Source organism: Plantactinospora sp. WMMC1484, from assembly GCF_049315195.1.
In the GTDB taxonomy this organism is placed as follows: Bacteria; Actinomycetota; Actinomycetes; order Mycobacteriales; family Micromonosporaceae; genus Plantactinospora.
In genome coordinates this window covers 180,229-193,836 of sequence record NZ_CP186055.1, presented here as the reverse complement: position 1 = coordinate 193,836, position 13,608 = coordinate 180,229, and the positions used below count along the sequence as shown (strand labels likewise).

At 71.6% G+C, this 13,608-nt stretch carries 12 protein-coding genes and 3 pseudogenes; 4 read left to right on the top strand and 11 right to left on the bottom strand.

Going from position 1 to position 13,608, the window contains the following annotated elements; all coding sequences use genetic code 11:
* Window positions 1–64: 64 nt before the first annotated feature.
* Complete coding sequence (locus ACN28C_RS00890) at window positions 65–595, bottom strand: methylated-DNA--[protein]-cysteine S-methyltransferase (protein WP_422774920.1); 531 nt, start codon at window positions 593–595, stop codon at window positions 65–67.
* Between the two features lie 511 nt (window positions 596–1,106).
* Window positions 1,107–2,253: pseudogene (locus ACN28C_RS00885) on the bottom strand (bifunctional transcriptional activator/DNA repair enzyme AdaA); the annotation flags it as partial.
* Window positions 2,254–2,424: 171 nt separating this feature from the next.
* On the opposite strand from ACN28C_RS00885, the gene ychF reads away from it, so the two are divergent.
* The gene (gene ychF / locus ACN28C_RS00880; protein WP_422771718.1) at window positions 2,425–3,513 is read left to right on the top strand and encodes a redox-regulated ATPase YchF; all 1,089 of its coding nucleotides are present in this window, start codon (window positions 2,425–2,427) and stop codon (window positions 3,511–3,513) included.
* A 175-nt stretch (window positions 3,514–3,688) separates the two neighbouring features.
* Entirely contained in the window at window positions 3,689–4,207 is a 519-nt protein-coding gene (locus tag ACN28C_RS00875; RefSeq protein ID WP_422771717.1) for a hypothetical protein, read from the top strand.
* A gap of 65 nt (window positions 4,208–4,272) precedes the next feature.
* Here ACN28C_RS00875 and ACN28C_RS00870 read toward each other — a convergent pair whose 3' ends face one another.
* Complete coding sequence (locus ACN28C_RS00870) at window positions 4,273–5,151, bottom strand: SDR family oxidoreductase (RefSeq protein WP_422771716.1); 879 nt, start codon at window positions 5,149–5,151, stop codon at window positions 4,273–4,275.
* A 155-nt stretch (window positions 5,152–5,306) separates the two neighbouring features.
* Between ACN28C_RS00870 and ACN28C_RS00865 the strand changes: the two genes are divergently transcribed.
* Window positions 5,307–5,693 (top strand): winged helix-turn-helix transcriptional regulator, encoded by a 387-nt coding sequence (locus ACN28C_RS00865; protein ID WP_422774919.1) that lies wholly within the window; start codon window positions 5,307–5,309, stop codon window positions 5,691–5,693.
* 22 nt (window positions 5,694–5,715) lie between these two features.
* On the opposite strand, the gene ACN28C_RS00860 is transcribed toward ACN28C_RS00865, so the two are convergent.
* Window positions 5,716–6,078, bottom strand: coding sequence for a PH domain-containing protein (locus ACN28C_RS00860; RefSeq protein WP_422771715.1), 363 nt, complete (start codon window positions 6,076–6,078; stop codon window positions 5,716–5,718).
* Window positions 6,079–6,156: 78 nt separating this feature from the next.
* Window positions 6,157–6,471 carry a 4a-hydroxytetrahydrobiopterin dehydratase gene (locus ACN28C_RS00855; protein WP_422771714.1) on the bottom strand — a complete coding sequence of 105 codons (315 nt, stop codon included), beginning with the start codon at window positions 6,469–6,471 and terminating at the stop codon, window positions 6,157–6,159.
* Between the two features lie 269 nt (window positions 6,472–6,740).
* On the opposite strand from ACN28C_RS00855, the gene ACN28C_RS00850 reads away from it, so the two are divergent.
* Window positions 6,741–7,130 carry a (deoxy)nucleoside triphosphate pyrophosphohydrolase gene (locus tag ACN28C_RS00850; RefSeq protein ID WP_422771713.1) on the top strand — a complete coding sequence of 130 codons (390 nt, stop codon included), beginning with the start codon at window positions 6,741–6,743 and terminating at the stop codon, window positions 7,128–7,130.
* 97 nt (window positions 7,131–7,227) lie between these two features.
* On the opposite strand, the pseudogene ACN28C_RS00845 reads toward ACN28C_RS00850, so the two are convergent.
* From ACN28C_RS00845 to ACN28C_RS00820, 6 genes and pseudogenes are all read right to left on the bottom strand, one after another.
* Window positions 7,228–7,479: pseudogene (locus tag ACN28C_RS00845) on the bottom strand (succinate dehydrogenase/fumarate reductase iron-sulfur subunit); the annotation flags it as partial.
* A 54-nt stretch (window positions 7,480–7,533) separates the two neighbouring features.
* A pseudogene (locus ACN28C_RS00840) lies at window positions 7,534–8,334 on the bottom strand (succinate dehydrogenase/fumarate reductase iron-sulfur subunit); the annotation flags it as partial.
* Window positions 8,334–10,259 carry a fumarate reductase/succinate dehydrogenase flavoprotein subunit gene (locus tag ACN28C_RS00835; RefSeq protein WP_422771712.1) on the bottom strand — a complete coding sequence of 642 codons (1,926 nt, stop codon included), beginning with the start codon at window positions 10,257–10,259 and terminating at the stop codon, window positions 8,334–8,336. The pseudogene ACN28C_RS00840 and the gene ACN28C_RS00835, both read right to left, overlap by 1 nt.
* A gap of 12 nt (window positions 10,260–10,271) precedes the next feature.
* A complete protein-coding gene (locus ACN28C_RS00830) occupies window positions 10,272–11,093 on the bottom strand; it encodes a hypothetical protein (protein WP_422771711.1) in 822 nt (273 codons plus the stop codon).
* Between the two features lie 288 nt (window positions 11,094–11,381).
* Window positions 11,382–12,035, bottom strand: a complete 654-nt coding sequence (locus tag ACN28C_RS00825) for a hypothetical protein (protein ID WP_422771710.1) — start codon at window positions 12,033–12,035, stop codon at window positions 11,382–11,384.
* A gap of 78 nt (window positions 12,036–12,113) precedes the next feature.
* The gene (locus ACN28C_RS00820; protein ID WP_422771709.1) at window positions 12,114–13,595 is read right to left on the bottom strand and encodes a TldD/PmbA family protein; all 1,482 of its coding nucleotides are present in this window, start codon (window positions 13,593–13,595) and stop codon (window positions 12,114–12,116) included.
* Window positions 13,596–13,608: the final 13 nt, after the last annotated feature.

Sequence of the window (13,608 nt, the reverse complement as noted above, 5' to 3'; positions counted from 1 at the left end):
GGCGCGCGCCGGCGCGGGCACCCACGGCGCGTATCGGCGCGGCGCCGTCCCGGCGGGCGCCGGCCTAACGGGCGGCGGCGCGCGCCTCGTCCCGGCCGGGGTCCGACCGGCGTTCGTGCGCGATCAGCCAGGTCTTCACCGGCAGCCCCCACCGGTAGCCGCCGAGGCCGCCGTCCGTGCGCAGCACCCGGTGGCAGGGTACGAAGAGTGCCGCCGCGTTCTGCGCACAGGCCATCGCGGCTGCCCGGACCGCCCGGGGCCGGCCGGAAAGCTCGGCGAACTCGGTGTAGGTGATCGGCTCTCCCGGCTTCACCTGCCGCAACGTCTCCCAGGCGTGCGCGAGGAACGCGCCGTCGGTGTGTTGCCGGACCGGCACCGCGTCGATCGCGGCAAGGTCGCCGTCCAAATAGGAGTGGACGGCCGAGGTGATCGGGCCGAGATCGGTCCGGTCCCGCACCGGGCCGCGTAACCGGGGGTGCACCAGGGCGAGCAGCTCGGCGCTCTCCGTGGTGAAGCCGGCCGCGTACACCATCCCGTCCGGGTCGGCGAGCACGGTCAGCGGGCCGGTCGGTGTCTCGATCCGGCTGCTCAACATCTCGTTCACTGCGTTCTCCATCGTTCAGCTCACGCTCTCCATAGTCTGGTCACCGCATACGACCGCCAGGGCTGCCAGCGGCCGGCGTACGCGTCGAGACCGGCCGGGTCGTCCGGCAGGCCGAGGGTTGCCGCGCCGCGGCGTACGCCGAGGTCGGTGGGGAGGAAGACGTCGGGGTCGCCGAGCGCCCGGATCGCGACGTAGCCGGCGGTCCAGGCTCCGATCCCGGGCAGCCGGGTGAGCCGCTCGACCAGCTCCGCCCGGTCCGCGCCGGGGTCGAGATCGAGACCACCGGCGGCGACCGCCTCGGCCAGGGCCCGGATCGTGGTACGCCGGGCGGCCGGCATGCCGAACGCCGTGTCCGGCAGCGCCAGCACCTCCTCGGCGGAGGGGAACGGCCGGGTGCCGCGCCCCTGCTCGACCCCGCCGAGGGACGACTCGGCCTCGCCGGGGGAGGAGGAGCCGTCCGCATGCGCCCGTGCGGCGGTCGCCGGACCGGCGGCGGCGACGAGTCGGGCCAGCACGGTGCGGGCGCCGGCGACCGAGACCTGCTGGCCGACGACGGCCCGGACAGCCATCTCGAAGCCGTCCACCGCACGCGGCACCCGGATCCCCGGCTCCTTCGCCACCGCGTCGGCGAACGCCGGATCGGCGCCCAGCACCGCGTCGACCGCCTCGGGGTCGGCGTCCAGGTCGAAGAGCCGGCGGCAGCGGGCGACCGCCGGGGCCAGGTCGCGCAGGTCCGCCAGCCGGAGAGTGGCGGCAACGTATCCGGGCACCGGCGTCATGGTGATCTCGGCCGGTCCGTGCGGCAGCCGCAGGCCACGGCGGTACGACCCGGCCTCGACCCGCTCGACGCCCGGGACCGCCCGCAGGGCGAGGAAGTCGAGCAGCGCCTCGGCGTGCAACGGCGCCCGGTAGGCGAGCCGCAGCGCAATCGTCCCCGCTGTGCTGTTCGTCCTCTGCATGTTGTTCGTCCCGGCGCTGCCGTTGGTTTCCGCCGTGCCGGTGCCGGCGGGGCCGGGCGGCGGGGCGGCGGGGTCCACCGGTCCGGCCGGCCGGCTGCCCGAGCGGCGGGGTCGGGTGCCGGTCGAGCGGCCGGCGGTCTCGCGCAGTTGGGACGGTGCCACCGCGTACACCTCGCGGATCGTGTCGTTGAACTGCCGCACGCTGCCGAAGCCGGCGGCGAACGCGATCTCGGCCAGGCCGAGGTCGGTGGTCTCGATCAGGATCCGGGCGGTCTGCGCGCGCTGGGCCCGGGCCAGCGCGAGCGGCCCGGCGCCCACCTCGGCGACGAGCATCCGGTTGAGGTGCCGCTCGGTGTAGCCGAGCCGGCCGGCGAGTCCCGGCACACCCTCCCGGTCGACCACCCCGTCCCCGATCAGCCGCATCGCCCGGCCGACGACGTCGGCCCGGACGTTCCAGGCGGGCGATCCGGGTGCGGCGTCGGGCCGGCAGCGCCGGCAGGCGCGAAGCCCGGCCCGCTGTGCGGCGGCGGAGGAGGGAAAGAACCGGACGTTCTCCCGCTTGGGGGTCGTCGCCGGACAGGACGGCCGGCAGTAGATGCCGGTGGTGGTGACGCCGGTGTAGAACCAGCCGTCAAAGCGCTGGTCCCGGCTGTCGACCGCCCGGTAGCACCGTTCGAAGTCCAGCTCCATGCCCTCGATGGTGCCGCGTGGCGGCCCCGTTGACTCGCGGAAATCGGACCTGGCTGTACGGGTCTCGCCCGTCGCGGCGGCGGTCGGGGTGCGTCCGTAGACTTCACCCCGGGCCGGGCCGGTGGGGTACACCGGATCGCGGGAGGCTACGAGAGAGGCAGTCGCGTTCGCATGACTTCACTGACCATCGGCATCGTCGGCCTGCCCAACGTCGGCAAGAGCACCCTGTTCAACGCGCTCACCAAGAACGACGTGCTGGCCGCGAACTACCCGTTCGCCACCATCGAGCCGAACGTCGGGGTGGTCGGCCTGCCGGACGAACGGCTGGGCAGGCTCGCCCAGATCCACGGCTCGCAGAAGATCATCCCTGCGCCGGTCTCCTTCGTCGACATCGCCGGATTGGTCCGGGGCGCGTCGAAGGGGCAGGGTCGGGGTAACGCGTTCCTGGCCAACATCCGGGACGCCGCCGCGATCTGTCAGGTCGTGCGGGTCTTCTCCGACCCGAACGTCGTGCACGTCGACGGCAAGGTCTCGCCCGGCGACGACATCGAGACGATCAACACCGAACTGATCCTGGCCGACCTCCAGACCATCGAGAAGGCCCTGCCCCGGCTGGAGAAGGAGGCGAAGGTCCGCAAGGACCGGGCCGCCGCCGTCACCGCCGCGAAGAAGGCGGCCGAGCTGCTCGACACCGGGGTCACCCTCTACACGGGCGCGGCGAACGCCGGGATCGAGGTGGCCGAGCTGCGCGAGCTGCACCTGCTGACCACCAAGCCCTTCCTGTACGTCTTCAACGTCGACGAGGCGGAGCTGGGCAATGCGGATCTGCTGGACGAGCTGCGCCAGCTTGTCGCGCCGGCCGAGGCGATCTTCATGGACGCGAAGGTCGAGTCGGAGCTGACCGACCTGCCCCCGGACGAGGCCCGGGAGCTGCTGGAGTCGATCGGGCAGTCCGAGCCCGGCCTCGACCAGCTCATCCGGGTGGGCTTCCGCACGCTGGGGCTGCAGACGTACCTGACGGCCGGGCCGAAGGAGGCGCGGGCCTGGACCATCCCGGTCGGGGCGACCGCGCCGGAGGCCGCCGGTGTGATCCACTCGGACTTCCAGCGCGGCTTCATCAAGGCGGAGGTCGTCTCCTACGACGACCTGGTCGCCGCCGGCTCGATGGCGGCGGCCAAGGCCGCCGGCCGGGTCCGGATCGAGGGCAAGGACTACGTCATGCAGGACGGCGACGTGGTCGAGTTCAGGTTCAACGTCTGATTCCGCTCCACACCTCCGATGTCGACGACATGGTCAAGCTGTGCGGGCAGCGGATCCGGGCCATCGGGCTGTAGGCCGGTAGGCGGGGCCTCCAGCGGCCGAAGATCCGGTTCCGGGCAACCTCCGTCGAGGCACATCGCGTTCCTGCGTCAGGTACTCGACGAGGAGGTAACCAATGCGCCGACTGTTCGGTGCCGTCGTGGCGGGCGTCCTGATCGCCCTCACGCTCGGCGCACCCGCACGGGCCGCCAGGCCGGGCGGTTCCGGCTGGGTGCACGTGCCCAGCCCGCCGTTCGACTACCCGGCCGGACTGACCTGTGATTTCGGTGTGCACGGCGAGCCCATTGTGGACAAGGTGTACTACCGGACCCTCACCACCACACCGGACGGTACGGCCCGGACCGAGGCCGCCGTCGGGCCGCTGGTCTACCGGCTGACCAACGTCTCCACCGGGGCGACCGTCGAGGGCGACGCGAGCTCGAGCAGTCTGATCACCCACCACGACGACGGGGCGCTGACCTATCGGCTCCACGGCCCGCTCCTGCTCGGCATCCGTGAGGGCCGCAGCAACCTGCCCGGCGGCCTCTACGTCGTCGACGGCGTCGCCTGGCGCCTCGACATCAGCGCCGACAACTTCCGCACGATCTCCGGCGCCTACCGGATCGCCCAGGACGTCTGCGCCGATCTCAGCTAGTCGCCGTCACCGGCCGCGGAGAGCGCGCGTCTCGCGGCACGCTCTCCGGGGCCGGCCGATGCGGCTCAGGCGGTCTGGGCGGCGGCCAGCCCTTCGGCGATCGTGTCCGCGATCGGGGTCGTCGGGCGGCCGGCGAGCCGGGACAGGTCGCCGGGCGTGCCGGCGAGCCGGCCGCGGCTGATCGCGTCGTCCACGTCGACCAGCACCTCGGCAAAGGGCGCCGGCACGCCGAAGCCGATCAGCATCGCCGCCCGTTCGGCCGGGTCGATCGACCTGTGCACGATCGTGCGGCCGCTCTGCCGGGACACCTCCTCGGCGAACTCCTCGAACGTCCACGCCGTGTCGCCGCTCAGCTCGTACGCCCGGCCGAGGTGCCCGTCCTCGCGCAGCACGGCGGCGGCCGCCGCCGCATAGTCGGCACGGGTGGCGGTGGCGATCCGGCTCCCCGGGGCGACGTTGGTGACGATGGCTCCCTGCGCCAGGATGCCCGGGATCTCGTTGACGGCGTACATCTCCGAATACCAGTTGTTGCGCAGGAACGTGTGGGGCAGGCCCGAGGCGACGATCAACCGCTCGGTCTCCCGGTGGTCGTCGGCGAGCCGGAAGTCGGCCGCCGGCCCGCCGAAGACGCTGACGTAGCCCAGCTGGGCGACGCCGGCGTCCCGGGCCGCGTCGATCACCGCGGCGTGCTGCGGCACGCGCCGGCCGGCGTCGGTGGCGGAGATCAGCAGTACCCGGTCCTCGGGTCGGAACGCCCCGGCGAAGCTCTCCGGCTCGTCGTAGTCGGCGACGTGCAGCCCGATGCCCTGGGCCACCAGGTCGGCGGCCTTCTCCTTGCTGCGCGCGACCGCCGTGATCCCGCCCGCCGGTACGCCGGCACCGAGCAGGTCCGCGATGATCAAGCGGCCGAGCTGGCCGGTGGCCCCGGTGATGACGATGCTCATCGAGTGCTTCCTCCGTTGGTGACACGGTTGCCGTCATGGCATATGCCCAGCTCCTGGGCTCGTAGCTAACTTTATCTCCAGTACCTATCTGGCGGGGAGTACGCACTTCTGGGTAAGGTACTGGTGTGAGTGTCAGTGCAGCGTCCGGATCCCGGATCTCGACCGGAGCGGGTGCGGGCGCACCCCTGCCCGACGTCAACCGCGCGGACTGTCCCTCCCGGGGCGTGCTCGAACACGTCACGAGCCGCTGGGGTGTGCTGGTGCTCTCCGCACTCCTGCACCGCTCCTACCGTTTCAGTGAGCTGCGTCGGCACGTCGGAGGGGTGAGCGAGAAGATGCTCGCGCAGACCCTGCAGACCCTGGAGCGCGACGGCTTCGTGCACCGCGCAGCCAGGCCGGTGATCCCGCCCCGGGTGGACTACTCGCTGACGCCGCTCGGCCGGGAGGTCGCCGAGCAGGTGTCGGGGCTGGCCCGCTGGGTCGAGGGCCGGCTCGACGACGTCCTCACGGCGCGTCAGGCGTACGACGGGGCACGCGACTGACGGTTCGGTGCCCGACCGGCGGTCACGAGATGTAGTGCAGGATCACGTTGTGCACGTGGTGGCTCTTCTGGTCGCCCCGGAACTCGACCTCGTAGGTGTGGGTGCCGACGTTGATCGCGATGGCCCCGGTGGAGAAGAACGAGCCGCCCCAGGACTTGTTGCTGACCACGCTCACGCTGGTGATTTTCGAGTACGGGATGCTGGTGATCGCGAACTTCTTGCCGATGAAGGACTTGTCCTGGATGATCACACGCCGGTCGGTCAGGCCGATGAATCCGGTGCCGGCGCCGATGGCGTCGTAGACGGCGATGACCTGCTCTCCGTCGAGGAGGCCGCTCTCGATCTGCTTGAGCTGCTCGCGACGGTCATAGGTGACGTTGGCCATGATCCGAGGGTAGAAGGGCTCCGCCAGCGGAGCCCGGTCCAGCAGCACCGCCGGCGGCCGGTCTCGGTCCGGCGAAGCTCAGTTCGGAGCGGCGGTAACGGCGCGGTAGACATCCTCGATACGGGCGGCGAGGGTTACCTCGCCCTCCGTGATCGCGCTGTCGTCACGGGGGCCAATCCTGATCTGGGTATAGCCGTCCAGCCGGCGGATCTCGGGGCGGAGGTGCAACGCGTCCGCGATGATCTTTATCCGCTCGGTGAGCGCCGCGTGCTGCGTGTCGTCGAGGATGAGGGTTCTCTTGATCTGCTGACCCTCGCGGGTCCAGTCGCCCAGTAGGGTGAGTGCGTCGCTCAGGTAGTCGCGGTCCATCCGGCCACCCCACAGAGCGCGCATCGCCAAACCTCCCAGGCGTCGTTGCCGGCTTGTGGCCAAATCGTCGCCATCCCGTGTCTTGGTCGGTGCTCCCTAGTCTGTCTCCGGCCGGCGGGTGTGTCCACGTCCACCCTTCCGTCTTCTATTGGCCGGTGGGGCCGGCTCAGCTACCCGAAAACCCGATTGATCTGGCACGCTGGACCCTCGTGCGGACCGATAGGGCGAACGGTAACGACCGTGATGGGGCGACTGGGGGGTTTTCCGGGCCCCGTGGCCGGGCGCCGAAGGTCGTGGTGGGTGCCGCCATCGTCGCCGCCGGAAGGGTGTTGGCCTGTGCGCGATCTCACCCTCCGGAGGCCGCCGGCCGGTGGGAGTTTCCGGGCGGCAAGGTCGAATCCGGCGAGTCGGAGGTGGCGGCACTGGTCCGGGAGTGCGCCGAGGAGCTGGGCGTACGCGTCGAGATCGGCGAGCGGATCGGCCGGGACGTCCCGATGGGGCATGGCAGCTCGGTGCTGCGGGTCTATCTCGCCCGGCTCGTCGCCGGCGAGCCACAGCCGCTGGAACATGCCGAGCTCCGCTGGCTGAGCCCGGAGGAGCTGGACAGCGTGCCGTGGCTGCCGGCCGACGAGCCGATCGTGGCCGCGCTGCGTCCCGTGCTGACCGTGCGGCGGCCGTCTTGACCGTCCTGCTGCCGAGGAGAGGGCAAAGGCCGGCAGCCGCACGTGCGGGTCGGGATCGCCGTCCGGCAACCCCGACCCGCAACACGACACGGACGGCTCAGTCGTCGTTCTGAGGCTGCTTCGGGTGGCTGTAGTTGAGGCCCTCGGCCGGCAGCGGGAACGTCACGTCCTCGCCGAACGGCGACGGTGCGGCCGCCCGGTCGAAGGTGAACTCGCTGATCGGCAGCCGGCCCCGGGAATCCACCGGTGGCGCCGTGGGGTGCGGGACCTGGCGGCCCCAGTGCACGCCGTGCTCCGCGCCGGCCTCGGCCTCCGGCTCGTGCGATCCGCCCGCGGTCGAGTGCACCCTGCCCAGCTCATCGGGGTCGCGCGGGGGCTGGGCCGCTGCGGCCCCGTCCTGCTGCTGCCCACGACGGAAGATCTTGCTACCCAGCCACACAACTGGATCGTACCGCCGGTCGACCACGCGTTCCTTCATTGGGATGATCGCGTTGTCGGTGATCTTGATGTGCTCCGGGCAGACCTCGGTGCAGCACTTGGTGATGTTGCAGTAGCCGAGCCCCTGCGACGCCTGGGCGTACTCCTTGCGGTCGGTCTTCGTGTCCAGCGGATGCATGTCCAGCTCGGCGGCGCGGATGAAGTAGCGCGGCCCGGAGAAGGCCGGCTTGTTCTCCTCGTGGTCCCGCACCACGTGGCAGGTGTTCTGGCACAGGAAGCACTCGATGCACTTCCGGAACTCCTGCGACCGCCCGACGTCGAGCTGCTGCATCCGGTACTCGCCCGGCGCCAGCTCCTCCGGCGGGGCGAAGGCCGGCGTCTCCCGCGCCTTGGCGTAGTTGTAGGAGACGTCCGTGACCAGGTCCCGGATGATCGGGAAGGTACGCAGCGGCGTGACCGTGATCGTCTCGTTCTCCTCGAACGTGGACATCCGGGTCATGCAGCCCAGCCGGGGCATGCCGTTGATCTCCATCGAGCAGGAGCCGCACTTGCCGGCCTTGCAGTTCCACCGGCAGGCCAGGTCCGGCGCCTCGGTCGCCTGCAACCGGTGGATGACGTCGAGGACCACCTCACCCTCGTTCACCTGCACCTGGTAGTCGGTCAGCTCACCGCCGGACTCGTCGCCCCGCCAGACCCTGAAGTGCCGGGTCGTGCCGGCCTTGCCGGTCGTGGCGCCCGTGGTGCCCGGCGCGTCCTGTGTCGCCATTACTTGGCCGCCTCCTCAGCGTGCGCCTCTGCGGTGAGGGCGTCGAAGTCCGCCAGCTCCTCGTCGGTCAGGTACTTGGCCAGCTCGGCGCGGTCGAAGAGCTGGATCAGCTCGGCCCGGATCTTCGGCAGCGGCTTCTGCTCCAGCCGCACCTTGTCGCCGTCGAGCGAGCAGACCAGGTTGACCGTGCGCCACTGCGGCGCCATCGTCGGGAAGTCCTCCCGGGTGTGGCCGCCCCGGGACTCCTCGCGCTCCAGCGCGGCCCGCGCGGTGCACTCCGAGACCACCAGCATGTTGCGCAGGTCGAGCGCCAGGTGCCAGCCGGGGTTGTAGCGACGGCCGCCGGCCACCGCCACCCGGGTCACCCGGTCGCGCAGGTCGGCGAGCTTGACGAGCGACTCCTCCAGCTCACCCTTGCGCCGGATGATGCCGACCAGGTCGCCCATCACCGCCTGGAGGTCCTGCTGCAACGTGTACGGGTTTTCCCCGCCCTCGCGCTCCAGCGGGGCCAGCGCCCGGTCCACCGCGGCCTCCACGTCCGCCGCCGCCACCTTGGGACGGGCGGGCAGCGCCGCCGCGTACGCCGAGGCGTGCTCGCCGGCCCGCTTGCCGAAGACCAGCAGGTCCGACAGGGAGTTGCCGCCGAGCCGGTTGGAGCCGTGCATACCGCCGGAGACCTCACCGGCGGCGAAGAGCCCCTGCACGTGCCCGGCCGCCGCACCGCTGTCCGGGTCGACCTCGACGCCACCCATCACGTAGTGGCAGGTCGGGCCGACCTCCATCGGCTCGGCGGTGATGTCGACGTCGGCCAGCTCCTTGAACTGGTGGTACATCGAGGGAAGCCGGCGACGGATCTCCTCCGCCGGCAGTCGGCTGGCGATGTCCAGGTAGACGCCGCCGGCCGGCGTACCGCGACCGGCCTTCACCTCGGCGTTGATCGCGCGGGCGACCTCGTCCCGGGGCAGCAGCTCCGGCGGGCGCCGGTTGTTGTCCGGGTCGGTGTACCAGCGGTCCGCCTCCTCCTCGGTCTCCGCGTACTGCTTGCGGAAGACGTCGGGGACGTAGTCGAACATGAACCGCTTGCCCTCGGAGTTCTTCAGCACCCCGCCGTCGCCCCGGACCGACTCGGTGACCAGGATGCCCTTCACCGAGGGCGGCCAGACCATGCCGGTCGGGTGGAACTGGAGGAACTCCATGTTGATCAGCGTGGCGCCGGCCCGCAGCGCGAGCGCGTGCCCGTCCCCGGTGTACTCCCAGGAGTTCGAGGTCACCTTGTAGGAACGGCCGACCCCGCCGGTCGCCAGCACCACCGCCGGGGCCTCGAAGAGGACGAACTCGCCGGACTCCCGGTAGTAGCCGAAGGCACCGGCGACCCGGTCGCCGTCGAGCAGCAGCTCGGTGATGGTGGTCTCGGCGAAGACCTTGATCCGGGCGTCGTAGTCGCCGTGCGCCTTCTTGTCCTCCTGCTGCAACGAGACGATCTTCTGTTGCAGGGTGCGGATCAGTTCCAGCCCGGTCCGGTCGCCGACGTGCGCGAGGCGCGGGTACTCGTGGCCGCCGAAGTTGCGCTGCGAGATCTTGCCGTCCCTGGTGCGGTCGAAGAGCGCACCGTACGTCTCCAGCTCCCAGATCCGCTGCGGCGACTCCTTGGCGTGCAGCTCGGCCATCCGGAAGTTGTTGAGGAACTTGCCGCCCCGCATGGTGTCCCGGAAGTGCACCTGCCAGTTGTCCCGGGGGTTCACGTTCCCCATCGCGGCGGCGGCACCGCCCTCGGCCATCACGGTGTGCGCCTTGCCGAAGAGCGACTTCGAGATGATCGCGGTCCGTTTGCCGGCGAGCCGGGCCTCGATCGCCGCCCGGAGGCCGGCGCCACCGGCACCGATGACGACGACGTCGTAGTGGTGTCGTTCGATTCGGGTAGTCATGTCAGAGGCCCTTTAGTTGATGAACCGCAGGTCGTCGAACCAGCCGGCGGAGAGTGCCATGACGTAGAAGTCGGTGAGCGCCAGCGTGCCCAGGGTGATCCAGGCGAGCTGCATGTGCCGGACGTTGAGCTTGGAGACGAACGTCCAGAACCGGTAGCGCACCGGATGCGCGGAGAAGTGCTTGAGCCGGCCGCCCGCGATGTGTCGGCAGGAGTGGCAGGAGAGCGTGTACGCCCAGAGCATCACGACGTTGCCGAGCAGGACCAGGTTGCCGAGGCCGAAACCGAAGCCCTCCGGGCTGTGGAAGGCGAGGATCGCGTCGTAGCTGTTGATCAGCGAGATGATCACGGCGGCGTAGAAGGTGTAGCGGTGCAGGTTCTGCCCGAGCAGCGGGAAGCGGGTCTCCCCGGTGTAGGTCTTGTGCCCGTCCGGGACGGCGCAGGCCGGCGGCGAGAGCCAGAACGACCGGTAGTAGGCCTTGCGGTAGTAATAGCAGGTGAGCCGGAACAGCAGCAGGAACGGCAGGGTCAGCGCGGCATCCGGGATGATCCACCAGCCGGGCAGCACCCGGCCGAGGTGCGCCGCCTCCGGAATGCAGGCCTCCGTCACGCACGGCGAGTAGAACGGGGTCAGGTAGTGGTAGTCCGGGACCCAGTAGAGGTCGTGCATGAATACCCGCACCGTCGCGTACGTGACCCAGGCGCCGAGTCCGATCACCGTGATCAGTGGTGCGAACCACCAGCGGTCGGTACGCAGGGTTCTTGCCGCGATGGACGCGCGCTGGCGCACGCTCCCCGGCAGTCCGGCCGGAGGTGGGGCCGTCCTCGTAGTCATCTATGTCTCCCTGACGGGGCCCGGTCTGGCTGACGGGCACGGATGGTGTTCCGGCGGGGCGCGCGGGGGCAGGGGGGACCCGCAGCCGCGCTACCTGCGTCCGCGTCGGTGCACACGTTACGCCGCACGCTTACCGGCACATGCGCAAGGGAGTCTCGCGGGTTTCCTGCCGATTACGAAAGTCCTGCCCGCGGATAGTCGTGCGGTTGTGCAGAACTTCACTCTGCGCGACCCGCCCCGTCGTGCGGGCGGGGCCACCCGGGGCACGGCTCAGAGATCGGGCACGGCTCAGAGATCGGGGGCGGCGAGTCGCCTGGCGGAGGCGGCACACTCCTCCGGCCCGTGCTGCAACCGGTCCACCACCGGCCGGCCGAGCGCATCGCGCGGCGCCAGGAAGAACGCCGGCTCGCCGTTGGTCACCTGCCGGTCGAGGGCATCCGCGTAGCTGCTCCGGGCATCGACCAACTGCTGCCAGTACTGGCCACGACCGCGCCGCTCGTCGTCGTCCGGGTCCGCGTCCCACCAGCCGCGCAGCCGCTCGACGTCGGAGAGGAACGGCCGGACCGCGGCGTTCTCGTCCCGGATCGCCGCCGCCCGCTGTCCCGGGCTGTCGGTGGCGCCGGGCGGGAGCAACCGGTTGAGCCGCTTCTCCAGGTCCCGGCAGGCGGACTCGGCCCGCGCCTGCGCGGTCCGCTCCCGGTCGGACTCCCGGGTGAACCGGCCCAGGCCGGCGGCGAAGGCGCCGAGGCAGCCGCAGACCAGCAGGACGACGACCGCCGCACCGGCGATGACGGCGATGGTCAGCCGCCGCCGCCGTCGCTGCGCGGCCGGGTCGGGCTGCCGGGCCGCCGGTTCGGGCTGCGGTGCCGCCGGGTCGGACACGGACCGGTGGGCGCCGCTCGTCGTGTCGTCGGCGGCGGGGGTGCTCGCGTCGTCCGTCACGCCACACAGTGAAGCACCGCGAAGCGATCTGGGCATCCCCGCCCGACCCGTCTGTCAACTCGGCGGGTCGGGCACCGGTCAGCCGGAGGCGCCGCCGGTGAAGTTCCACGAGGCCAGCCGGAGCGGCGGCGCCGACCACCAGGCGTTGCTGAAGGTCTGTGACTGCAGCGCGGCGTGCCGGCCGATCCCGAGTACCGCGCCGGGGGCGAGCGCCTGCGGATACGACTGGGTGAACCGGAAATTCTGCACGGCGGCGGCGACCTCACCATCCTCGACCAGCCACACGCCGTTGCGGGTCAGTCCGGTGACGACCAGGCTCTTCGGGTCGAGGACCCGGGTGTACCAGAAGTCGGTGACGAGCAGTCCACGGCGTACCTCGGCGACCAGGGCGGCGGTGTCCGCGTCGACCGCCGGCCCGGAGGCCTCGGCCGCCCTCGGCGTGCCCTCCGGCGACGGCGCGGGGGTGAGCCCCAGATACAGCGGGAACGCCCCGGCGACCGGGCCGGCCGGCACGGCATGCCCGGTGGAGGCGGTGCCGGCCTCGGCGGCGGTCCGCCGGTCGTGCGCGACGCTCCGGGTGACACCCTCCTCGACAAGTGCGACCCGGCTCCGCGCCGTCCCCTCCGCGTCGAACGGCATCGCCGGCCCGGCCAGCGCGTCGTCCAGCAGCGTGACCGACCGGTCGAACTGTTCCGCCCCCGGTACGGCGAACGAGCGCTGCTCGTTGTACGCCTTGCCGTTGAAGCCGTACAACGAAAAGTTCTGCAGCAGGTCGACGGCGGCGGTCGGCTCGAGTACGACCTCGTAGCGCCCCGGCGGCAGTTCGACGGGAGCGACCCCGGCCCGCGCCTTCACCGACGCCCGCGCACCGAGCACGCCGCCGGTCAGGTCGGCGAGGCGGTACGAGCCGAGCCGGGCGACCCCGTCGGCGCCGCCGCACCGGGCGATCCCGTCCATCGCCGCCTCGGTGCTGCGCCCGCGCACCGCGTGCCCGGCGGTGTTGGCGAAGGCGGCCTCCCGGCGCCCGCTGCGGCAGTAGCCCGCCGTCTCCAGCCCGCCGGCCGCCTCGACGAACTCCCGGACCCGCTCGGCCCGCTGCTCCGGACCGGCGGCAGCGGTCGCCTCGTCCCAGTTGCCGTCCCAGTAGCCGCTGCCGCTGCCGCTGCCGCTGCCGCTGCCGCTGCTGCCGTTGACGCCGCTGCCGTTGACGCCGCTGCCGCTGCCGTTGCCGGCACCGTCGATCGTGGACGGCGGGGTCAGCCCCGGCCAGCCCGGGTCGGGCGGGCAGTGCCGGACCGCCGAGACGGTACGTTCGACCAGTCCACGCAGCCCCTCGTCGGTGACCACCGTCGAGACCCCGGTGGCGGTACGCCCGTCCAGGTGCAGCCGCAGCCGCACCACCGTGGCGACGTCGGCCATGTTCTGGTGGATGAAGGAGTTGGCGAACCGGGTCAGCGCCAGCTCGGCGTGCTCGGCGCCGGCCTCGGCCTCCGCGCCCGGCCCGGCGACCTGCCGGACCAGGTCGACGACCCGACCGGCGAGATCGAGTGGGCTTCTCATCACTGCCTCCATT